Annotated in this window: 13 protein-coding genes; 10 read left to right on the top strand and 3 right to left on the bottom strand. The window is 46.3% G+C overall.

The features are described 5' to 3' along the window. The first annotated feature begins 9 nt into the window (after positions 1-9). Complete coding sequence (locus tag OI18_RS06815; RefSeq protein WP_039138349.1) at positions 10-1674, top strand: sodium/sugar symporter; 1665 nt, start codon at positions 10-12, stop codon at positions 1672-1674. Here the strand turns inward: OI18_RS06815 and OI18_RS06820 are convergent, their stop codons facing one another. After that, positions 1675-5205 carry a VCBS repeat-containing protein gene (locus OI18_RS06820; protein ID WP_039138350.1) on the bottom strand — a complete coding sequence of 1177 codons (3531 nt, stop codon included), beginning with the start codon at positions 5203-5205 and terminating at the stop codon, positions 1675-1677. Positions 5206-5352: 147 nt separating this feature from the next. Here OI18_RS06820 and OI18_RS06825 point away from each other — a divergent pair, with 147 nt between their 5' ends. Then, positions 5353-6681: a vanadium-dependent haloperoxidase gene (locus OI18_RS06825; protein ID WP_039138351.1), complete on the top strand. Its 1329-nt coding sequence runs from the start codon at positions 5353-5355 to the stop codon at positions 6679-6681. Here OI18_RS06825 and OI18_RS24380 read toward each other — a convergent pair. Beyond that, the gene (locus OI18_RS24380; RefSeq protein ID WP_039138352.1) at positions 6678-7451 is read right to left on the bottom strand and encodes a response regulator transcription factor; all 774 of its coding nucleotides are present in this window, start codon (positions 7449-7451) and stop codon (positions 6678-6680) included. The two genes, OI18_RS06825 and OI18_RS24380, sit on opposite strands and share 4 nt — an antisense overlap. Positions 7452-7463: 12 nt before the next feature. Beyond that, entirely contained in the window at positions 7464-10640 is a 3177-nt protein-coding gene (locus OI18_RS06835; protein WP_052272948.1) for a ligand-binding sensor domain-containing protein, read from the bottom strand. Between the two features lie 143 nt (positions 10641-10783). Here OI18_RS06835 and OI18_RS06840 point away from each other — a divergent pair, with 143 nt between their 5' ends. The 8 genes from OI18_RS06840 to OI18_RS06875 are packed head-to-tail and all read left to right on the top strand — an operon-like array spanning position 10784 to position 25087. Next, complete coding sequence (locus OI18_RS06840; protein WP_052272949.1) at positions 10784-13993, top strand: SusC/RagA family TonB-linked outer membrane protein; 3210 nt, start codon at positions 10784-10786, stop codon at positions 13991-13993. 29 nt (positions 13994-14022) lie between these two features. Beyond that, positions 14023-15864: a RagB/SusD family nutrient uptake outer membrane protein gene (locus OI18_RS06845; protein ID WP_039138353.1), complete on the top strand. Its 1842-nt coding sequence runs from the start codon at positions 14023-14025 to the stop codon at positions 15862-15864. A gap of 24 nt (positions 15865-15888) precedes the next feature. Then, positions 15889-16599, top strand: a complete 711-nt coding sequence (locus tag OI18_RS06850) for a DUF3823 domain-containing protein (protein ID WP_039138493.1) — start codon at positions 15889-15891, stop codon at positions 16597-16599. 14 nt (positions 16600-16613) lie between these two features. Beyond that, complete coding sequence (locus tag OI18_RS06855) at positions 16614-18464, top strand: glycoside hydrolase family 2 protein (RefSeq protein ID WP_039138495.1); 1851 nt, start codon at positions 16614-16616, stop codon at positions 18462-18464. A gap of 5 nt (positions 18465-18469) precedes the next feature. Continuing rightward, on the top strand, positions 18470-20515 hold the full coding sequence (locus tag OI18_RS06860) for a beta-L-arabinofuranosidase domain-containing protein (RefSeq protein WP_082037881.1): 2046 nt from the start codon (positions 18470-18472) through the stop codon (positions 20513-20515). 36 nt (positions 20516-20551) lie between these two features. Then, on the top strand, positions 20552-21589 hold the full coding sequence (locus OI18_RS06865; RefSeq protein ID WP_082037876.1) for a glycoside hydrolase family 43 protein: 1038 nt from the start codon (positions 20552-20554) through the stop codon (positions 21587-21589). 16 nt (positions 21590-21605) lie between these two features. Next, a complete protein-coding gene (locus OI18_RS06870; RefSeq protein WP_039138356.1) occupies positions 21606-24044 on the top strand; it encodes a glutaminase family protein in 2439 nt (812 codons plus the stop codon). Next, entirely contained in the window at positions 24041-25087 is a 1047-nt protein-coding gene (locus tag OI18_RS06875; RefSeq protein WP_039138357.1) for a LacI family DNA-binding transcriptional regulator, read from the top strand. The genes OI18_RS06870 and OI18_RS06875 overlap by 4 nt, the downstream gene beginning before the upstream one ends. The last annotated feature ends 32 nt before the right edge of the window (positions 25088-25119 follow it).

Below are 25119 nucleotides of genomic sequence, written 5' to 3' on the forward strand. Positions count from 1 at the left end.
CTTGTATCCATGCTTGAGCTTAAAGACTATTTAGTTTTTGGTTGTTATTTCCTTGTAGTTGCTATTTATGGTTGGTGGGTTTACCGTAAAAAGAAATCTGCCATCGCCAGCAGCAAAGATTATTTCCTCGCAGAAGGTTCACTAACATGGTGGGCTATTGGTGCATCGCTGATCGCATCAAACATTTCAGCGGAACAGTTTATCGGCATGAGTGGTTCCGGCTTCAAAATGGGACTCGCAATTGCAACCTATGAGTGGATGGCGGCCATAACCCTGATTATCGTCGCCATTTTTTTCATCCCTGTTTACCTTAAAAACAAGATCTATACAATGCCCCAGTTCCTCGAACGAAGGTATAACAGCACAGTAGCTATGATCATGGCCGTTTTCTGGCTGTTGTTGTATGTGCTTGTTAACCTGACCTCCATTCTGTACCTGGGCGCATTAGCGGTAAGCAGTATCTCGGGATTCAGTTTTACGGCATGCATGTTAGCACTCGCCTTATTCGCTATCATCATTACGCTTGGTGGAATGAAAGTGATCGGCTATACTGATGTTATCCAGGTATTCTTCCTGGTGCTTGGCGGGCTTGCCACCACCTATCTTGCTATCGACCTCGTAGCCAATCATTTTGGGGCCGGCAGCACATTTGATGGACTCGGGTTGCTTCAGCGGAAGGCAGAATCGCATTTCCATATGATCTTTAAACGCAACGATCCGGACTACCTTGACCTGCCCGGGCTTTCCGTTTTAATAGGAGGAATGTGGATTGTGAACCTTAACTACTGGGGATGTAACCAGTATATTACCCAAAGGGCACTTGGCGCTGATCTGAAAACCGCAAGAAACGGAATTCTTTTTGCCGCATTCCTGAAACTTCTCATGCCGGTTATTGTTGTGCTGCCGGGTATTGCTGCCTTTGTTCTATATAAGGAAGGAATTTTTCAATCCGAAATGATGCAGGCTGGTGAACTGAACCCTGACCGCGCTTATCCAGTGTTGTTAAACCTGCTTCCGGCAGGACTAAAAGGACTTGCATTCGCGGCATTGACTGCTGCAGTGGTAGCATCCCTCGCAGGCAAGGCAAATAGTATCGCGACGATCTTTACATTAGATATTTACAAAAAGAGAATCAGCCCGGACGCTTCAGAACAGCAACTGGTTAAGATGGGTAAGTTTACTGTGATCGCCGCTGTAATTCTGGCAGTGCTTATTTCTCCATTTATGGGAATTGACAAAAAGGGCGGTTTTCAATATATCCAGGAGTATACCGGGTTTGTGTCGCCGGGAATTTTCGCCATGTTCACACTCGGTTTTTTTTGGAAAAAGACTTCATCCAATGCTGCATTGTTTGCGACCATCGGCGGATTTATATTCTCTGTCGTCCTGAAGTTTCTGCCTGCCATTGTTGACCTTTGCTGGCTATTACCCATTGGATTTGCAGTCCCTAACACGCATGGTATTTATGAAATTCCTTTTATCGACCGGATGGCCATTGTGTTTGTCGCCTGTGTACTAGGAATGTATATCATCAGTATCCGGGATGCAAAACGAAGCCTCAGGCCCAAGGGGCTGGAGATCAACCCTGGTATGTTCCGGATGCATCCGGCCTTCATTGCAGGTTCGTTGATCATTGGCGGAATTATTGCGGCTCTGTATACAATTTTCTGGTGATCAGGGCTGAACTTCCCGTTTGTCTCCTTTATAATTGGTGATGACAATCTTAGTTGCATTTTCAGGCATTTCGAGAAAACGTGACGACTGAGACAGGAACCCGTTTCCATGATAGAATTCGATTTTCTGTTTCCTGTTGCCGACGAAGTGTATTTCTGCTGAAACATCCAAATGATCCACTGCAATGGTTTTTTGCAGCATGGCATTTGTACGCGCAAAAACAAGTACACTGTCCTGGTTCTGTGTGGCAACAAATGCAGGCCCTGCAGGGGTCTTAACAACTGATAATGCCTTGGCGTCACCGCCGACAAAAAAACCTGCATCTGAAATTGACCATGGGGTGAATATGCCTTTACCGTCACCTTTCATAAACAGTCCCATGAATGCGTCATGGCGGCCGCTGTAAGGTTCCATTCCATAATCGTTCCCGGTTAAGAGGAGATCCGGGTTCCCATCATGATCAACATCATGTGCCTGCATTCCGAATACTGGCGCCTCCTGTGCGGAAAGAGGCAGGGAAGAAAGTTGAAACCGGCCATTACCTTTATTTTCAATATAGCTGCTAGCCATATGCGTAGCGCTAAAGGTTGATGCACTTTGCCTTTCTTCTGATGTAAGGAGTTCGTTCAATGAGGCCTTCCCATACGCACTGTAGGTCGGAAATCTCTTCCGGATCGAGATCATCTGGCTGATCATATCATCTCTCGCTGAAAGGGGGTAAGGTCGACGCTTTTCATCGAAACCCTTCATGTAACAAAATACTAAAGGGTCTACAAGACCATTGCCGTCAAAGTCGTTGGCGATCAATTGAAGTGGTTCAGTTGCTGAGGCTTTGTAATTTGAATTCAGACCAAGGTTACCCGCCACATAATCTATATCTCCATCAAGGTCGAAATCAGCAGCAGCGATGCTGTTCCACCAACCGGTATATTTTTCGATGCCGCTATTTTTCAATGGCGTAAAACGATGTCCGTCATTTTTAAAGAATGATACCGGCTTCCATTCGCCCGTGATAAGGAGGTCGGGTTTGCCATCGTTGTCATAATCAGACCATAAGCCATCGGTTACCATGCCGATATCTTTCAGTTCAGGGCAATACTTTTCAGTTACATCAGAAAAGCTTCCGCCAAGATTCATCAATAAAGAGCAGGGAGGCGCGAGAGGGTATGCGCCTGAAACAACCCTGCCTGCTACAAACAGATCGAGATCCCCATCTGCATCAAAATCTGAAGCACGAACGCAGGACCCGTTGCTGAACATTTTAGGAAGAGCTGAATACCTGGGCTCAAAGTATCCATGGCCGTCGTTGAAGTAAAGGACGTCCTGGCTGGAGGGCTGGTCGGGAGCCAGTTCATAGCTTCCGCTAACAATATACAGATCATTGTCGCCATCGTTGTCAGCATCAAATAGCAACGCACCCATATCTTCGCCGGGATGGCCGTCGTTGACCCTTAGGCGCGTGGTATCTGCATGGAAATTTCCCTTCTCATCCTGCAGGAAAAAACAACCTTTGAAACCAACGGCGCCCCCAATGTAAAAATCATCCGTCCCATTTTTGTCGATATCACCTACTGCTATCCCCGGGCCATACTGACTCAGTTTATGGGGCAATGTGGACTGGCGGTTGTAGTCGATCGCGTCTTTTTCGCGATGCTTATATTGTATGCCTAATGACGAATTCACCTGTTTCAGAAGTGAAACCCTGGCTGTTATAGCTGCCGGCGGACTTTGGGAAGCTTTTGATTGTTCAAGCCGCAATGATCTGACAAAATTAATGCTGGTAAGTTTTTGCTTGCTTCCATCCGGCCAGGTGATAATGAGAGAGTCAATCAACTTCGATTTGCCTCCAGAAAACAACGGCCGGTCATCAACGGTGGAAAGATAGCCACGGCATGGCTGATGTTCATATACCTGCTGTTTCCCATCGTAATAGAGATTTACTTTCGCACCGATTCCCCTGGTGTTTTTCCCGGTGCCTTTAAACTCCAGCTGCATTACATTAGCTGTCTTGTTTTGCCTGTTCTCATAAAGGAATGCCTCGTCGTTGATGTTATTCATGACAATCTCCAGGTCCCCGTCATTATCGAGGTCAGCATATGCGGCTCCATTGCTGAACGAAGGATGTTTAATTCCCCAGGCAGCTGTGTTTGAAAAGGAAGCATTGCCGGTATTTCTGAAGGCATAATTCGGAAGCTGTACTATTGGAAGTTTTGATGCCATTGCCAGGTTCAGCAGGCCTTTTGTACCACCCTGTCCATTGTTAAACGTGATGTAATCGAGATCGGTCACATCGCGGGGCAAACCATTCGTTATTACCAGGTCACGTAACCCGTCGTTATCAAAATCTGCTACCAGCGGGCACCAGCTCCAGTCTGTCTCGAACATTCCGGACATATATCCCAACTCACTAAAGACAGGGTGGCCGCCTGGTCCGATCCCTTTGTTCAGCTGGAGTACGTTTCGAACATACTGATGCGAGTATCCAAATTGCCGGCTGTTGAAGTAATTGTAATATTCATTTCCAGAGAGCATCCTTTTTTTACGCAGGTTATCTTCCGGCAACATTTCCAGGGAAACCAGGTCGATCAGTCCATCATTGTTGATGTCGGCCATATCGGTACCCATCGCATTCCATCCGGTATGTTTAAAGTAATCGGTCAGGCGGTCCGTGAATGTTCCGTCGCCGTTATTGATGTAAAGCAGGTCATTTGACACAAAGTCGTTGGCAACATAAATGTCAGGCCAGCCATCAAGATTAATATCGCTGATGCAGGCTGCATGTCCCCAGCCTTCTGTCAGGATTCCTGCCGCCATGGATACATTGGTAAAAGTTTCATTGCCGTTATTCCGGTAAAGCCTGTCTGTATTGTTTGCCGAACCGTCTTTTAATTTGGGCCTGAAGCGGATAGGCGTTTTCGGGTCATATAGTTCATTGGTCACGAGATACAGGTCGAGATCGCCGTCTCTATCATAGTCGAAGAAAAATCCCTGCGTGCTGAAACCTTTATCAGCGATGTCCCATTTTTCAGCTTCTTCTGCAAAAACAGGAATGCCCTTTGAGTTTAGTCCTTTATTGATATATAAAAGGTTGGTCCTCTTCTTTTCGTCTTTGCTGAATGAAGCTGCTACGTAAATGTCGTTCCACCCGTCGGCGTTAATGTCAACGACAGACACGCCGGTGCACCAGCGTCCCTGGCCGTTTACGCCGGCCACAGTTGTTATATCATTAAAACTTAGTTTTCCTTTGTTCAGGTAGAGTTTATTTTCCACCATATTGCCGGCAAAGTAGATGTCCTGCAAGCCGTCGTTGTTGAAGTCCCCGATTCCTACGCCACCACCGTTATAAAGATTTGCCTGTTTTAGGATATTGATCGAGTCTGATTCGGTGAGACGGTTATTGAAATGGATGCCGCTATTTGAGGGATTTACCAGTTGGAATAAGGGTGTAACATTAGCCGGTTTTTGTCCACGGGCCGAAGTGGCACCGAATGAAAATGCCAGTAAACAATAGAGGTAGCTTGTCAGTCGCATGAGCAGTCGTTGTATATCGCAATCTAAAATTTCAGTCGCGGTAAGCCTATATCATGCAGGCATTAAGAAACATAGTGAATACAAAATGATAAAGAATGGACAAATACTGCCCGCTTGATTGCCTAGATTGCTAACCGATCGAGCCATATGCGACTTCAATTGATTATTGCAACAGTTTTCCTGCCACTATTTGCCTTTACGATTCCAGGCAAAGATGACTGGCGTGGAAGAGCCGACGATCCAACGATCGTTCATCGCACTATAAAACGAATTACCGATGTGATTGTTTACGATGTATATAGTCCACCCGTCGCCAGCCGTACCTATGCATATATCGCCGTCGCAGGTTATGAGGCAGCAAGGAATGGCAACAATTCATACCTGAGTCTTTCAGGACAACTCAACCAGTTAACAGGCCTACCGCAACCTGGTAGTGACAGGCCCTATAGTTTTTCGATAGCTGCCGCACATGCTATGCTCAAAGTAGCGCAGACAATGGTCATTTCTGAAGACAGCATCCTTGTCTTCGACAGGCAGTTGCAGAAAGAATGGCGATCAATGGGTGTTCCGGAAGCCGTCTTAATCAATTCATTGCAGTACGGTGAAGCCGTGGCTCTTCACATCATAAAATGGGCAGGCGGTGACATGTACAAGCAGACCAGGTCCTATCCGAAATTTGATGTGGATGAAGAGGCGTCAACCTGGAAGCCCACTGCACCTGCTTACATGAAGGCTGTTGAGCCTCATTGGAATAAGATCAGGCCATTCCTGATTGATTCAGCCCAGCAGTTCAAACCTGAACCCGCCGTTCATTTCTCAACAGATTCTTCAAGCCAATTTTTCGCCTTCGCGAAGGAGGTTTACCTGGCAGGGAAGAACCTGAGTTCAGAGCAGGTCGCAATTGCAGATTTCTGGGACTGCAACCCTTTCAGGATGAACGTCAGCGGCCACGTGATGTTCGCAACTAAAAAAATCTCGCCGGGCGGGCATTGGATCAACATCAATGCTACCGCATGTGAGATTGTGAAAGCCGATATAATGCGGTCGCTGGAATCATATGCATGTCTCGCTTTAACAATGGCGGATGCGTTCATTATATGTTGGGACGAGAAATACCGGAGTCGCGTTATACGCCCCGAAACCTATATCAACCTGTATATTGAAAAGGACTGGATGCCTATTCTGCAAACACCTCCATTTCCGGAATATACCAGTGGGCATAGTGTAGTTTCAGCAGCGGCCGCAGTTATTCTCACGAAATTGTTTGGTGAAAGTTTTAAGTACACAGATGACACGGAACAGTCATTCGGATTGCCCGCAAGAAATTTCAATTCTTTCCGGCAAGCGGCTGAAGAGGCAGCCATCAGCAGGTTGTACGGTGGTATTCATTATATGCCGGCAATTAAGTTTGGATTTAACGCAGGAGAGAAGCTGGGCAATCATATCACGCGTAAACTCCGCACAAAAGGTTCCTAATCCTTTCGTTCGTTAGCTTTTTTCTGCATGTAGTCGCTGGGCGTCATTTTAAATTGCTTCAGGAAATTCCTGGCAAAGTTGCTCTGCGAACTGAATCCAACCATGTTGGATATTTCATAGATCCGGTGCTCTCCTTCTGCAAGATACTCGGCAGCTTTTTTCAGGCGTGTAATGTTAATGAGTTCGAGCGGTGTAAGATCCGAAACTGCCTTGATTTTCCTGTATAACGTGATCCTGCTCATGGTCATTTTTCTGGCAAGCTTTTCAACGTCGAGGTCGGCATCTTCGATGTTCCTGCAGATAGCATCGTTCAATTGCTCAAGGAATTTTTCATCAGCTTTCGTATGCGCCATGCTCCTGATATGAACAAGGGGTGACTGGGCGAAATATTGCCGGATATTATTCCGGTTGTTCAGGAGACTCGCGATCTGGGCCTGCAGGTGTTCTTTCGAGAAAGGTTTTTCTATGTAAGCATCCGCACCAAGTTCCAGTCCCTCAATCTTTGACTGGATCGTGTTTTTGGCCGTGAGCAGGATAACGGGGATATGCGAGTACTCAACGTTTGTTTTGATCTTTTTGCATAACTCAAATCCGTCCATCTCCAGCATCATCACATCGGATACAACAAGCTGGATCGCTTCTGCGGCAAGCTTTACTAATGCTTCGGCACCGTTATGTGCAGTATGTATCCTGTATTTGGGTTTAAGAATGCGTTCGAGAAATTCCAGGATTTCTTCTTCGTCGTCCACAAGCAGTATATCAGGCAGCATATCGTTTGGATTTTATCTTGTTTGTGAAGTGCGTTTTGGTTTTTGGGATATTTCCTTTTCAGGTGGATGAACAGGCAACCGCAGAATAAATAGATTCATACCATTTTCGGCTTCACGGAACAATAATTCTCCTCCATGCAGGGTGGCGAGAGATTTTGCAAGGGCCAGGCCGATGCCTGTACCCCTCTGCCTTGTGGCATCTTTAATCCTGACAAACGGTTCAAATATTTTCTCCCGCATTGCGGCGGGAATCAACGGGCCGTCATTTTCAATAGTTAATGACCAGTACATATCATCGCTTCCTGGTGGATTAAGTATTACTGAGACATAATGCGACGCATATTTGGTTGCGTTTCCAAGCAGGTTGCTGAATATTTTTGTCAGCGCTTCTTCGTCTGCCATTGCTGTAAATCGTTGATCCGGAAGATGGAGAGAATAGTTAAGTTTCTTTTTATCCGCTACCGGTCTGAAGGTAATGTAGGACTCTTCCAGAATCGGGGCAATATCTTCTTTTGCGAAATCGAGGCTGAAACCCCTGGTCTCTGTCTTGCGAAAGTCAAGTATCTGTGTGATGAGTGTGACCAGCCTGTTGGTGTTACGGTTCATCATTGTGACGTCTTCACGGATTTCCGGAATCTCGTCTGTTTTTTCCAGCAGGTTTTCAACTGGTCCTTTTATCAATGTAAGCGGTGTCCTGATCTCATGTGCCACATTTGTGAAGAAATCGATCTTCGCTTCATAGATCTCTTTTTCTTTTTTCTCCTGCGTCCTTCGGTGGTACCTGCGGATCAGCAGCCACGCAATTACAGCGACCAGGAGGGCATAGACGATATAGGCTGTTGTTGAAGCCCAGAAAGGCGGAAGAATTTCAATGTATAATTTCTTTTCCTTGCTGTTCCAGTTTCCATTTGTAAATGCCTTTACACGGAAAACATAGTTACCAGAAGACAGGTTGGTGAAATAAACTTTACGGTTCGTTTTCAGGAAGGTCCATTCCTTTTCCAGGCCATCCATCTTATAACTGTATGCTGTTACCTCGGGTGATGTAAAACTAAGCGCAGCGAAATCAATACTAAAGGAAGACTGGTCATAAGGCAATTTAAGGCTCTTTGTATAAAGTATTGACTGTGGCAGAAAGCCGCTGTCGGCGGAAATACTAAGTTCACGGTTGTGTACCTGGAAGCCGGTGATGAAAATCTGGGGAACGAAATTGCTGGCGTGAAAGGTGCCTGGCCTGAAACTTACCATTCCCTTGATGCTGCCGAAATAAATATTTCCATCAGCATCCTTATACCCTGAGTTGTAGTTGAACTGGTCGTTCAGTAAACCGTTTGCCTTGGTGAAAACCACGATGCTTTTTTGTTCAGGGAGGAAACGTACCAGTCCCTTTGATGTCGACACCCACAAATAGCCATTATCATCTTCAATGATTTTGAAGATGAAATTACTGGGCAGTCCGTCTTTCGTTGTATAGGTGGTGAAATTATTCTGCTTTTCGTTGTAACTGCAAAGTCCACCTCCTTCAGTTGCAAACCATAGCCGGTTTTTACTGTCTTCATAAATGGCGTTGACAATGTTGTTTGGGAAACCAAGACTATCGCCGGTGGTAAAAGTAAAGTTGGTGAATTTTCTTGTTGAAGGTTCATATCCATAAATGCCCCGGCCATGTGTGCCGATCCAGACGAGACCTTTACTGTCCTCCAAGAGGCATGAGATGAATCCTCCGGCCGGAAAGTTGTCAGGGCAGTCAAATTTGGAGCCTGCCGATGTAAAGCGGAACAATCCATTACTGGTGCCTACATATTTATTTCCTGACCTGGTCTCCAGCAGTGAAACGACAAAATTGCTCTTGAGTTCATGTTCTCCTGAACCAGCCTTGTAACGTCTCACTACTTTCCTCGTACCGAGGTCCATGATGTCAAGGCCATTTTCAAAAGTTCCGATCCACAGCTCATTACCGCTGACAAGCAAGCCATGGATGTTGGAATGGGAGATGCTTCCGGGGCTTGTGCCTGGTTCATAGTGTGTAATTGCACCTGTTCGCTTGTCCAGGCTGTTCAGGCCTGCATCTTCGGTACCAATCCAAAGCACCCCATTATGGTCTTCGCAGATCTCCCGGACTGCACTTCCACCCACGGTATTTGAGGAATAGTCTGGGTAATATTTTGTGAAGAAAGTATGTTGTTTCGAAAAGTAGTTTATTCCGCCAAAATATGTACCGGCCCACACACCTCCTTCAGAATCTTTACTCAAAGTATATACAGCATTGTCGGATAAAGAGTACGGGTCAAGAAATTTTTTCCGGAGGTTTGTATAGCCGGCTTTATCGCGGTGCAGAATAAAGATTCCGGATTCAGTTGCCAGCCAATATTCATTCCGGTCATACAATAAAATATCGCGGATAAAAATCGGGGTCCTGTTCGGGTTCTCGGTTAACAGATCCGTATACTGCAATTTAGCTGTATCAAATAGTTTCAGTCCCTGGCCTGAGGTTCCGATAAGTATGCTGCCATCGTCTGTACACCGCACTTTCTGAATCCATCGCGAAGGTGGCGCGGGGGAATGTGAGAAGAGTTCAAATGCGCTGAAATTATTCTGCGACTCATTATACCTGTACAGCTTTCCATCAGTGGAACCGAACCATAGTGTATTGTTGCTTGCCCGGCAAATGGATGTCGCCCTTATCAGGTTCTGGTAAGATACAAGTTCAGAATTTCCGAAGTCATACCTGTATACCGTATTCCAGGAGATAAACCACAATCTTCCTTTCGCATCATGTAAAACAGTGTTCACCTCTTTGAGGGAATCAATGAAACTTACCAGCTTTTCCCTCTTTTCATCAAACCGGTAAAGACCCATTGCTGATCCGACCCACAATGCGCCATTCATGTCGGTGGACAGGCAATAAATCATATCGCTATTTCCGGAGCCCTGGTTATTATCCGCAATTGTGAATTGTTTGAACTGGTAGCCATCAAACCGGTTAAGGCCATTCTTCGTTCCAAACCACATAAAACCATTTCTGCCCTGGACGCTGCAAAAAACTGTGTTGTTGGAGAGTCCTTCTTCCACCTGGTAGTGCCGGAAATAATATGGTTGTGAAAAAGTCGGGGAGGTTGTAAGAATGATCAATAATAACAGCATCCATACATAAGCGTTAGTGAAACGGATGTTGCCGGATTGAAACATTTTGAAAAAATTATGATACGTAGCGAATCATCGTTCTTGTGAATATGAATTTTCTTCACATGATGATTTAAAAGTAGCATTTCTAATCGAATTAAATCATGTAAACGATTACAACCATTACATAACCAACAATTGATTGCTGTATGAAATCCTCCAGGAGTTTTCTGTCCGGAGAGGTGCTTCGTGCGCTTCACTATTTCCGGCAAAAGAAAATCATTCCCACACTTTCATTACTATTATTATTAAGCGGCGCTGCCTTTTCCCAAGCCACTGAAAAGACCAACATTGCGGGCTTTGTCCGTGATAGTGCCGGGGCAGCCCTTCCACAGGTCACAGTTACAGAAAAAGGCACATCTAATGCCACAAAAACTGATGACAACGGTCGCTTTGCTATTACTGTGGCAGGCGAAAAATCAGTGCTCGTATTTAGTTCCGTAGGTTACACTGCCACCGAGGTACGGGTGGGAAAAAAATCCACACTTGACATAACGCTTGACCTGGCTAACAAAGGGTTGGGCGAGGTGATCGTGGTAGGATATGGCACCAAAACCAAACAATCGATTACCGGCGCAGTTTCCTCGGTTACTGCAAAAGATATCGATCGCGTACACGCGGGAGCTACCGTTAGTTCCGCGCTTGCCGGAAAACTACCGGGCGTTACATTCAGAATGCCTGACGGCCGACCTGGTTCCTCTGCGAACATCCAGATCAGGAACATGGGTACTCCGCTTTATGTAATCGATGGCATTCAGCAGGATGAGGGTCAGTTCAATAACCTCGCGCCAAATGATATTGAGAGCATAACCATTTTAAAAGACGCATCTGCGGCTATTTATGGTGTACGGGCTGCAAACGGTGTTGTAGTGGTGACTACCAAAAAAGGTACAACCGGAAGAAACAACGTAAATGTTGACGCATATATGGGATGGCAGAACTGGTTCCGCTTTCCCCAGGTGACGAACAACTCCTATGATTATATGCGCTATAAAGCTGAAGCGCAGATCAATCGTGACGGGTCAACTCCAATAACTCCTGAAGAACTTGAGAAATTCAGGCAGGGTGAAGCAGCAGGACCTGAATACCGGTCGTTTGACTGGCGCGATTATGTGATGCAGAAAAACTCGCTGCAGAACTCCATCAATGTAAACATTAATGGAGGATCAGATAAAGTGAACTATTACGTTTCCGCCACCAACTTCTACCAGAACTCAGTACTGGGGCGTGAGTATAAATTCAACCGTTCGAATATCCAGTCGAACGTTACCGCTAAAGTAAACAACCGGATGAGAGTTGGTATGCAGGTGAACGGTCGCATTGAAACAAGGCAGAATCCTGGTGTGCCGGGACTTGACGATTACTGGCTGTCAAGGTTTGCTATTCTGCGCAACACGCCTGTTGAACGTCCTTATGCAAATGACAATCCGCAATACCTCAATGACCTCGGTGAGCACCTTGAATCAAATTATGCGTTCCTGAATGAGAAAATCTCAGGTAAGTATAAAGAAGACTGGAGGGTGCTGCAGACTAATTTCAACCTTGAATACCAGGTTCCGGGCATCGACGGACTGACATTGAAAGGTGTGTATTCCTATTATATCGCAGATAAACTCCTGAACAACCAGGAATACACTTATGATGCTTATACCTATCATAAAGATACCGATACATATGAGCGTACAGGCGGTGCGACAAACCCATGGCGCGAAAGAGAGCAGATCAAACAGGAGAACACCAACTTCCAGGGACAGGTAAACTACAGCCGCACGTTTGGTGAACATGCAATAGGTGCAACATTTGTTGCAGAAAGGATTAAGAACAAGCGGATTCGCAACTGGATTCACTCTTCACCTATTTCCAATAATCTACCGCTTGTGTATTTCCCGACAATGGACCAATACCAGGACAGCGAGGAAGAACAGGCGAGGACCGGTTATATCGGGCGTGTCACCTACGCTTTTGCAAATAAATATTTCTTCGAAGCATCTGCAAGACGTGATGCATCTTACCTCTTCGCCCCGGAGAACCGTGTGGGTTATTTCCCCGGGGTATCAGCAGGATGGCGCATTACCGAGGAAGCTTTCATGAGAAATCTTCTCGGCGCGAGCGATGTCCTGAATGACCTGAAGATCAGGGCATCTTATGGTGAACTTGGCGATGATCGTTCTGCTACTGATCCTAACCAGCCGATTGTTGCTCCTTATGCTTACCTGCCTGGTTACAATTACAACCAGGGTACTGCAATCCTCGGCGGTAACGCTGTAACTGTATCCAGGGACAAAGGAATTCCAATCACCAGGATCACGTGGATGACGAGCCGCACACTTGACCTCGGTCTTGACTTCGCAATGCTGCGTAACAGGCTGACAGGTACTGTCGATTATTTCAAACGTAAAAGAGAAGGGCTGCTTGGTACGAAAAACGATGTGATCGTGCCGATCGAAGTTGGCTATAATCTTCCCCCGGAAAACGTAAACAGTGACCAGCAGGAGGGTGTGGAACTTTCATTGAACTGGACTGACAAAGTGGGGCAGTTCAGGTACAATGTGGGCGGTAACATTTCGTATTCAAGAGGAAAGACACTGGATTCATACAATCCGCTTTTCTTCAACTCATGGGACGAATACCGCAACTCAACAGAAAATCGGTTCAGGTATATTGAATGGGGTTACATCACAGACGGACAATTCAAGTCGCAGGAAGAGATCAATAACTATCCGGTAAATATAGACGGTAAAGGAAATACCACACTATTGCCCGGTGACCTCAAATACAGGGATATCAATGGTGACCAGAAGATCGATGGTTATGACCAGCGCCCAATCGGTTTCGGCTATGGCCGCCAGCCGAATGTGAACTTTGGCTTTACGTTGGGTCTCTCATACAGGAACATTGATTTCCACGCCGACTTCTCCGGAGCGTCTGGTTATACCTGGTTCCAGAACTGGGAAACAAGATGGGCCTTCCAGAACAACGGGAACCTGAATACTATTTTTGAAGACAGGTGGCATCGCACAGACATGTATGATCCCAACAGCGAATGGGTTGCAGGGAAGTACCCGGCTAACCGCTACAACATGGGAACAGGTCACAGTAACTACGGCACCAATTCAACATTCTGGCTGCACAACATAACATACCTCCGTGCACGTACTATCGAACTTGGTTATTCACTTCCGGCTTCATTATTGAGTAGGGTGAAAATCCAGCGCGCACGCTTCTATATCAATACTTATAACCTGTTCTCGATTGATAACATGAAAGAATTTGGCCTGGATCCTGAAGTGATTGATGACAATGGTCTTCAGTTCCCTCAAAACAAAGTGCTGAATTTCGGAATGAACCTGAGCTTCTAAACAATTTCATCAAGTACAATCAAACAGCAATGAAAAAGATTATTTCTTTATCCATTATATCAGCGGTTATTTCACTGTCCGGTTGTAAAAAAGACAGTGAGTTCCTGGATATTCCTCCGATCCAGGTCATACCAACCGAAACAGCATTTTCCGATCCCGCGCTCGTATTGAGTATATTAGGCGACCTTTATAACCGGCAGGTAGATTTCTCATCACTTGATAATGGCTGGCGCAGCTTTGCAGACTTCAGCGAAAGTTTCCCTTCCGAGAACGGGAGCAGCTTCATTGTCGAAAGAACCGGATGGGGATACGGTGAATGGGGCACATGGGATTATGCTTACATCCGCGATCTGAACCTCTTCCTTCAAAGGATGGGAGCAACCACAAAACTGAAGGATATAGACAAAGTACGTTTTACTGCAGAAGGCCGTTTCCTTCGTGCCAATTACTATTTTGAAATGGCGAAGAGAATGGGTGGAGTACCACTTATTCTCGAACCAATGGAGTATGACTACAAAGAAGATGTTACCAACCTGCAGGTGCCGAGGGCTAAAGAATCAGAAGTATATGACTTTGTGATCAGTGAAGCAGAAGCAATTAAAGACCAATTGCCTGCAGATCTCAATGACAGGTCAAGGGCTACAAAAGCTGCAGCGCTTGCCATGCAGGCCAGGGCGGCTCTTTATGCCGGGTCAATCGCGAAATACGGGGCAACAACTCCATCGGTTTCCTTACCGGGTGGCGAGGTAGGTATTCCTGCTGCAAATGCTGAAGGTTATTACAACAAGGCACTTGCCGCTGCACAACAGATCATCAATGGTACGGCTGGCCCGGTATCCCTGTATAAGGTGTTACCCAACCTGTCAGAGAACTTCGCTGCCATTTTTCTTGATAAAAGTTCGGTAAACCAGGAGGCGATTTTCATTGAGGATTTCAGGGCATTCGCCGGCAAGGTTCACGGGTTCACTACTAACGATCAGCCATATTCGATTTCAGACGAAGGTGGTGACGCAGGAAGGCTTAATCCCTCACTCAACCTGGTAGAGTCTTTCGAAATGCTCGATGGTACATTTGCGCCACTTCCAACAACCGATGGTGCAGGTAATCCCATCTACTACGACAACCAGGAAGACATATTCGCAGGTCGGGATGCAAGGCTTGCCGGAAGCGTACTGATTCCTAATGGCGTATTTAAGGGTAAGCGTGTCGATATCAAAGCGGGTACTATCACTCCGGCAGGAGTGACCGGAGGAACAGCAGGACTTGATGGTCCGGTGAATGGTCTTGAATTCCGGACACAAACAGGTTTCTACATTCGCAAATGGCTTGATCCGACAATCGGTTCCGGTCGTCGTGGTCGCGGAAGTGATGTGGCGTTTATTCGCTACCGCTTCGCAGAAGTGCTGCTCAATGCAGCAGAAGCTGCATTTGAACTGGGACAAACTGCACTTGCCGCTGACTACCTTAACCTGGTTCGTTCCAGGGCAGGATTTACGACAGCTTTGGCTGCAGGTGATGTTACATTCGACCGTATAGTTCACGAGCGCAGGGTAGAACTCGCGTTTGAAGGTCATATCCTGTTCGACTACAAACGCTGGCGGATTGCGCACCAGGTATGGACTGGCGACCCCACCACACTTGCAGACCTGAAAAGTAATATAGGTCTTGCTACAAAGAAAAGCACGCAGCCCTGGGGACTCTGGCCTTACCAGGTAACCGGTGGCCTGAACGATGGCAAGTGGATCTTTAAAGAAGTCCTGCCCAGCAGGGTTTCGGGGTCAAACAGGTTCCAGCTTGGTAACTACTATTCGGAGATAGGCGCCAATATTCGTGCCGCCAACCCGAAAATTGTAAGACAGCCAAACCAGTAAGTGATCACAATCAAAACGACTATCATGAAATTCAAACTGCTTTATATTTTACCGATTACCTTAATTGCATTGATGACTTCTTGCAAAAAGGACAACTATGATGAACCTACGTCAAAGCTATCCGGACGTATTGTGTACCAGGGCCAGTCATTAGGTTTTGAGAATTCACAGGTGCCCTACGAACTGTACCAATTCGGATTTGGTAAAGTGGGGCCAATAGGAGCGTCATTTGCACAGGACGGATCTTATTCCACTTTGCTTTTCGATGGGCAATACAAACTCATCATCCCAAATGGACAGGGACCTTTCCTGTGGCCGAAAACAGCATCAGGTGCGCCTGATACCTTGTTGATCAATTTGAAAGGCAATACCCAGCTTGACATTGAAGTAACTCCATATTACATGATCAGGAATGCAACTTACAGCGCCTCGGGAAATGCAGTTACAGCGAACTTTGGTGTTGAAAAAATTGTAACTGATCCGGCGATGGCCCGGGATATTGAACGCGTTGCACTCTTTATTAATAAAACACAATTCGTATCTTCTGCCGGGGTAAACCGTATTGCCGATGCGGGAATCAATGGCAGTGCAATTGCCGATCCAAGCCAGATCAGCCTGTCAGTAAATATCCCGTCGATTACCCCGACGCAGAACTACGTATTTGCGCGTGTTGGCGTGAAAGTGGCGGGCGTTGAAGACTGGCTTTACGGTCCTCTTGAAAAACTTACCTACTAATAATGAAGATGAAGATGAAGAAGATTATTTGCGCTTCGTTTGCCTTAATGATGGGCACGATGACCTTTGCACAAAATGAATGGAAGATCGCAGGAAATAAGATCCAGTCGCCGTGGGCGGAAAAAGTCGATCCTTCCAAGCCGCTGCCTGAATATCCACGGCCGCAGATGGTCAGGGATAACTGGATGAACCTGAATGGCAGCTGGAAGTATAGCATCCTGCCGAAGAGTGTGACCACAGCGCCTTCAGCTTATGAAGGCAATATCCTGGTTCCATTCGCCGTGGAATCAGCACTCTCCGGTGTGGGTAGAACAGTTGGGAAGGACAGTCTTCTCTGGTATGAAAGGAAGTTTACCCTTCCCAAGGGTTTTTCCGGTAAAACTGTACTACTGCATTTTGGTGCTGTGGACTGGCAGTGTGAAGTGTACCTGAATGGAAAGAATGTAGGTTCACACCAGGGAGGTTACGATCCGTTCTCCCTGGATATATCTTCTGCCCTGAATAAAAAAGGTGAACAGACCATCACTGTAAGTGTCTGGGATCCCTCAGACGACGGTCCGCAACCACGCGGCAAGCAGGTAAAGAAACCGGAAGGCATCTGGTACACACCAGTAACCGGTATCTGGCAGACGGTTTGGGTGGAAGCCGTACCCAAAACCTATGTTAATGGATTCAGGCAAACCCCGGATCTCGACAATTCAACGCTCCAGGTTAACGCCGAAATTCAGCAGCTTCAACCTGGTGACCAGGTAGTAGTGACTGCATATAAAGGCGCAAGCAAAGTCGCAGAACAGGTAACAGACGCTTCAGGTGCTGCTACACTCATTATCCCGGATGTACAGAAATGGTCTCCGCAACACCCGTTCCTGTATGACCTCAAACTTTCGGTTATGCGTAAGGGAAAGGTTGTTGATGAAGTGAAGAGTTACTTTGCCATGCGCAAGATTTCGATGGCGCCGGATAAAAATGGAATCCAGCGCATGTTGTTGAACAATGAGTTTGTATTCCAGTATGGACCACTTGACCAGGGATGGTGGCCTGATGGTTTATACACTGCGCCTACCGACGAAGCGCTGCTTTTTGATATTGAGAAAACCCGTGACATGGGATTTAATATGATCCGCAAGCATGTTAAGGTTGAGCCGGCAAGATGGTATTACCATTGCGACAAACTTGGTCTGCTTGTTTGGCAGGATATGCCAAGCGGTGACCTCGGCAACCGTTGGGAGTCCAGGCCTGGAATATATGGCAGGGCAACAGATAAAAACCGCGACGCTGCCTCTGAAGAAATCTTCCGCACAGAATGGAAAGAGATCATGCAGGACCTGCATAATTTTCCCAGCATAGTTGTTTGGGTGCCGTTTAATGAAGCATGGGGACAATTTAAAACCAGGGAAATAGTAGAGTGGACTATGAAAATGGATCCTTCCCGACTGGTAAACACTGCGAGTGGGGGCAACTTCGAAAGCGTGGGCCACATCATCGACCTCCACAATTATCCCGAACCGCTGATGCCGGATCCACAATTGTTCGGTAAAGACAGGGTCCTTGTTCTTGGTGAATTTGGCGGCCTGGGCCTTCCGCTGGAAAACCATACCTGGCAACAAACGAAAAACTGGGGGTACCAGAGCTTCAAAAATAGAACTGAACTCTATGACCGTTATAAAGAGTTTATTTCGCGGTTCCCTCGCCTGATCGAAAAAGGACTGTCTGCAGCGGTGTATACACAAACAACCGATGTCGAAGTGGAAACGAATGGACTCATGACCTACGATCGTAAGGAAATCAAAATCCCGGTTGCGGATCTTAAAGTTTTACACGATGGAATTTACAACAGTCCTTCCGCTAAAGTGGCTTTAAAATGATCCGAATGGAAACAAGGACATTATTAGTGATGGCAGGCATTATTGCCTGCCTTCATTCTGCACATGGTCAGAAGATAGAGGCAACTATTGTAGAAACAACAGTTAATAACAAAGCGAACAGTTATTATACCGGTAATCGCGCACCACTTTCCAGGGAATATTTCACGAGGCTTCCGGTAACTACTTTTGAGCCTGGCGGGTGGTTGAGGAAGCAACTTGAACTTCAGCGCGAAGGGCTGACCGGGCACCTCGGTGAAATCAGTATCTGGCTTTCGAAAAATGACAACGCCTGGTTGAATAAGGAAGGACAGGGTAAATGGGGCTGGGAAGAATTGCCATACTGGTTAAAAGGGTATGCAGAGATCGGTTACCTGCTTAACGATAAGAAAATGATCGGCGAGGCAAAATTCTGGATCAGCAATGTTATCCGTAACCAGCGCCAGGATGGCGATTTCGGCCCTAAAGTACTGCGAAATGGCAAGCGCGATCTATGGACGAACATGCCTATGCTCTGGTGCCTGCAGTCATATTACGAATTCAGCGGCGACAAGAAAGTATTGTCTTTTATGTCACGCTATTTCAAATGGCAGTTGGGTGTCCCCGATGACCAGTTCCTCGAAGATTACTGGGAGAACAGCAGGGGAGGAGACAACATGCTCAGTGTATATTGGTTGTATAGCCGGACAGGCGAAAATTTCCTTCTTGACCTGGCCACAAAGATCGACAGGAACACGGCCAACTGGCGGCAACAGAACACTCTTCCCAACTGGCATAACGTGAACATTGCGCAGTGCTTCCGCGAGCCCGCCACCTATTACCTGCAAAGCCATAAAAAGGCTGACCTTGAAGCCACTTATAACAATCACCGCCTGATAAGGGAAATCTATGGCCAGGTACCGGGAGGCATGTGGGGAGGTGATGAAAACTCGAGAAAAGGGCATGACGACCCGCGGCAGGCTGTGGAAACATGCGGTATGGTAGAGCAGATGACTTCTGACCAGTTCCTTATAAGGTTCACAGGCGATGCCGGGTGGGCCGACAACTGTGAAGATGTTGCTTTCAATACATTCCCTGCCGCATTTATGCCTGACTATCGGTCTCTTCGTTACCTGACTGCACCCAATATGGTGGTAAGTGATGCAAAGAATCATGCTCCTGGTATCCAGAATGAAGGTCCATTCCTTATGATGAATCCATTCAGTAGTCGTTGCTGCCAGCATAACCATTCGGCAGGCTGGGCATATTATGCAGGAAATGCATGGATGGCCACACCAGACAACGGACTCGCATTCCAGTTGTATACAAAGGGAAAACTGAAAGCAACAGTTGGCAATGGAGAAACAGTTCAGGTGATAACAGAAACCAATTACCCGTTTGAAGAAAGCATAGAAATGAAAATTGTTACTTCTTCGCAGGTGCAGTTTCCCCTTTACCTCCGCATTCCGGAATGGTGCGATCAGCCTTCTGTTTCACTGAATGGAAGGAAGATCCCTTTGTCAAAATCGGAAGGAAAATATATCGCACTTAACGGTAGTTGGAAGAATGGCGACAAACTGAGACTCGACCTTCCAATGAAGATAAAGGTCAGGCAATGGGTGAAGAATAAAAACAGTGTAAGTGTTAACTATGGCCCGTTGACCTTTTCTTTAAAAATAGACGAGCAGTATGTGCAGAAGGATAGCAGGGAAACTGCTATTGGCGACTCGAAATGGCAGGCAAATGCAAATGCAGAAAAGTGGCCATCCTATGAGATTTATGCCGCATCTCCATGGAATTATGGATTATTTCTTGAAAAGTATGACGCCATTCACTCATTTACGATCAAAAGAAAAGAATGGCCAAAAGATGATAACCCCTTTGTAAATAGCGCAGCACCCATCGAAATTTCTGTTAAAGGAAAAGTTATTCCGTCGTGGAAGATTGACCAGTATGGTTTGTGCGCCGAACTGCCGAAGAGTCCGGTTACCACGGAAGCGCCTGAAACGACCCTTACACTGGTACCCATGGGAGGCGCTCGCCTGAGAATTTCAGCATTCCCGGTAGTTGAATAATCGGCTAAAAAAGAATAAGGAAGTTAAAAGGAACATATGAGAAGATGGTTCTTACCGATAATCGTATGCCTCTTACTGGCAGGTACAGCTGAAGCGCAGCATTCAAAAACATTCACCAATCCACTGTTGCCAGCTGGTGCTGATCCGTTCAGCTTTTATAAGGATGGGTACTATTATTACACCCATACTATGGGGAACAGGATTGTGTTGTGGAAAACGAAGAATCTTGCGGATTTGAAAACAGCCGAACAGAAAACAATATATACGCCACCTCCGGACACTTACTATTCAAAAGAGCTGTGGGCGCCTGAAATCCATTTCCTGCAAGGAAAATGGTATGCCTATTTTGCTGCTGACAATGGCCGGAACCAGAATCACCGGATGTATGTACTGGAGAACGCTTCTCCTGACCCAATGAGCGGTGAATGGATCTTTAAGGGAAAAGTTGCAGATCCTTCAGACAAATGGGCAATCGATGGCGATGTGTTCGAATACAACAACCAGCTTTACATGATCTGGTCAGGCTGGGAAGCTGACGTAAATGGCCAGCAGGATATTTATATCGCCAGGATGAAAAACCCATGGACCATCGAAGGCAAACGGGTTCGGATCAGCGTACCCACTTTCGATTGGGAGACTCATGGAGATTTGAACAGCAAGGATGATCCGCCGCATGTAAATGTAAATGAGGGTCCCCAGATATTGCAACACGGCAAGGATCTATTCATAATCTTTTCTGCAAGTGGTTGCTGGACTGATTTTTACGCGCTGGGCCTTTTGCGGTTCGCCGGAGGTAAAAATCTTCTCGATCCGTCAGCATGGAAAAAACATCCGCAGCCTGTGTTTAGCGGGTCAAAGGAAAACAAAGTATTTGCGACAGGACATAATTCATTCTTTAAATCACCCGATGGTAAGCAGGATTGGATCCTTTACCATGCCAATTCGAACCCGGCTGAAGGTTGTGGAAGAAAACGTTCGCCCCGCGCACAACCTTTCAACTGGAACAATGACGGCACTCCGAATTTTGGTAAACCCGTCAAAGAAGGTGTTGAAATTGCTATTCCCTCAGAATAAACTTAAAAGAAAATTTATGAGATCAATATTTTCGCTATTGATGGCTTCTGCGTTCCAACTGTCTGCAGTTGCGCAGGAACTGCGGGCGCCCGCGTATCCCTTAATTACACATGATCCTTATTTCAGTATCTGGTCCAATACCGATGAATTGACTTCGTCGGCAACTACGCATTGGACCGGTACCGCACATTCATTGACTGGTTACGTAAAAGTGGATGATAAGGTTTATCGCTTCCTCGGTAATGCGGAAAAACAATATAAGGCTCTCGCACCTGCTTCGGATGATGTAGCATACGAAGCGGTGTATACCGAAACTGCACCGGGCAGTGAGTGGATGAAGCCGGATTTCAATACGGCGAACTGGAAAAAAGGTAGCGCACCATTTGGCGACAACAAGAGCCTGGTGGGCACAGAGTGGCGCAGCAAGGATATTTGGGTAAGAAGGACTTTTAATGTGTCTGATAAAATAAACCATCCGCTTTACCTGAAATTGCAACACGATGATAATGTTGAAGTATTCCTGAATGGCGAAATTATTTATTCAACCAAGGGCTGGACGGGTAAGTTCATTTATATCCCCCTGAATGAAAAGTCTTCGCAGGTAAAAAAAGGTGAAAATATTCTTGCTATCCATGTTGCGAATACTGCTGGTGGCGCATGGCTTGATGCAGGTATTCTTGAAGAGAAAGTAGATAAATCAGATGCGTCAATTGAAACCGCAAGGCAAACAGCAGTAACCGTAAAGGCGACCCAGACAAAATATACGTTTTCTTGCGGACCGGCAGAACTGGAGCTTGACTTTTGTTCGCCCCTGCTCATGGATGATCTTGACCTGGTGTCAAGACCTGTAAGTTATATTACAATGAAGGTCAGGTCAGCTGATAATCGTTCGCATAAAGTTCAGTTATACCTGGGTGCATCAAGCAACATTGCTGTCAATGCGTCCAGTCAGAAAGTTTCTGCCAGCCAATACAAGTCCGGCGGCCTGTCCATTTTAAAGGCAGGAACTGTTGAACAGCCTGTGATGAAAAAGAAAGGTGATGATCTTAGGATTGACTGGGGATATGTGTATGTCGCTGCCAAAAGCGATAACCATGTGAAACAGTTCGTTTCTGAAGCAATTGTGCCAGGAAAAATATTCACGGCTTCTGCATCGTCTGTAAAAGAGGGCAAGCAATTGGTGCTTAACAGTATTTTTGATCTTGGAAATGTTACGGCATCAGGAAAAGAGCAGGTGCTGATGCTGGGTTATGATGACATCTACTCCGTTCAATATTTCTCAACCAATCTTCGGCCATGGTGGAACAACGATGGTAAGCAAACTTTCGAGGGACAATTGGCGAAAGCATCAAATGATTATAAGGCAATTGTCCAGAAGTGTAACGCTTTTGATGATAAGCTTTTTGCCGACGCTTCCAAAGCCGGAGGTGATCAATATGCTCATCTCTGCGAACTGGTGTATCGTCAGAGTATAGCTGCTCATAAGCTTGTGAAAAGTCCACAAGGCGAGATCCTGTTCCTGAGTAAGGAAAATTATAGTAACGGATCAATCAACACCGTTGACATTACCTATCCTTCTGCTCCACTGTACCTTTTATACAACCCTGATCTGCTGAAGGGAATGCTTAACGGGATATTCTATTATAGTGAAAGCGGTAAGTGGGCCAAACCTTATGCTGCGCATGACCTGGGGACATATCCACTCGCAAACGGACAGACCTATGGTGAGGATATGCCTGTGGAAGAGTCCGGTAACATGATCATTCTAACCGCGGCCATTGCCAGGCAGGAAGGTAACGCGGATTATGCCCGCAAGCACTGGTCAACCCTGAGCACCTGGGTGGAATACCTGGCGAAAGATGGGTTCGATCCTGCTAACCAGCTATGCACTGATGACTTTGCAGGCCACCTTGCCCGGAATGCTAACCTATCGGTTAAGGCAATTGCTGCTATCGGTTCCTATGCACAACTGGCAGATAGACTTGGCAAGAAGGAGATAGCTGAAAAGTATTTTAGCATGGCAAAGGAGATGGCGGGTAAATGGATGCAAATGGCAGAGGATGGAGACCACTATTCGCTGACATTCGATGGAAAGGGAACCTGGAGCCAGAAGTATAATCTAGTGTGGGACAAATTACTGGGTCTTGATCTTTTTCCTAAACAGGTATATGAAAAAGAAGTGAACTACTATCTTACAAAACAGAATCAATATGGATTACCGCTCGATAGTCGTAAAACATATACGAAATCTGACTGGATCATGTGGACGGCTGTACTGACGGATGACCAGAAAAAATTCAACGCCATTATTCAACCGGTGTTCCGCTATGCAAACGAAAGCTCTTCGCGGGTTCCACTTAGCGACTGGCATGAAACAACAACCGGTAAAATGGTTGGGTTCCAGGCGCGTAGTGTAGTAGGCGGATATTTCATCAAAATGCTGGAAAACAAATGAGGAACGAGATCGAAAAGATCACCATCTCTGATATTGCGCGGGAACTGAATATTACAGCCGCAACAGTTTCCCGTGCACTGAATGATCACCCCGGAATCAGGGATTCCACGAAACGGGCCGTGAAGGAAACGGCACGGAAGCTCAACTATCAGCCGAACAAGATCGCGTCTTCGCTCCGGCTGGGACGGTCGAAGATCATCGGGGTGATCATTCCCAGTGCAGAGATCAATTTCTTTGGCTCGGTAGTTCATGGCATCGAAAAGGTTGCCAACGAGAATAATTACAGCGTACTGATCTACCAGTCAAACGAACATATTGAATTTGAGAAGAAGGGGGTCAAGACATTCCTTCAGTCGAGGGTGGATGGCGTCCTTGCTTCCATTTCGAAGGAGACGATCAATCTTGATCACTATCGTGAAATAATTAACCGTGGGGTACCGCTTGTATTGTTCGATCGGGGAAATGACCAGCTGGGCGTCAGCTCAGTGCTGGTGGATGATTATGCAGGTGCATTTGAAGCGACCCGGCATCTCATTATGCAGGGGTGCAAACGCATTGCACATATTGGCGGCCAGCAGCACGTTGGTATTTTTAACCAGCGGCTAAAAGGCTATGTTGATGCCTTGAATGTACATGGCATCGGCGTGGATGATGACCTTATACTTTACGGAAAAGTAAGTATTGACTCCGGTCGCGATTGCATGCAGCATTTGCTTTCCATATCATCGAGGCCCGATGCTGTTTTTGCGGTTGAAGATTTTACAGCTGTAGGCGCCATCCAGGCCATGAAGGCTGCGAATATCCGGATCCCGGAGGATATAGCGATCGTGGGATTTGCAAATGAAACGTTCGGGGAATTTATCACGCCTTCCCTTTCTACGGTTAACCAGCAAACTACAGTAATGGGAGAATCTGCTGCCCGGATTTTTTTCGAAGCCATGAAGACAAATGCTTATTATAAAGATGGTCCGCGGAAACTTATTCTCGAACCGAAACTCATCGTGCGGCAGTCGAGTATGAAAATAAAAAAGGGCATTCTCTGAAACCACCTGGAGAATGCCCTGACCTGTATGTA

Source organism: Flavihumibacter solisilvae, from assembly GCF_000814475.1.
GTDB classification, from domain to species: domain Bacteria; phylum Bacteroidota; class Bacteroidia; order Chitinophagales; family Chitinophagaceae; genus Flavihumibacter; species Flavihumibacter solisilvae.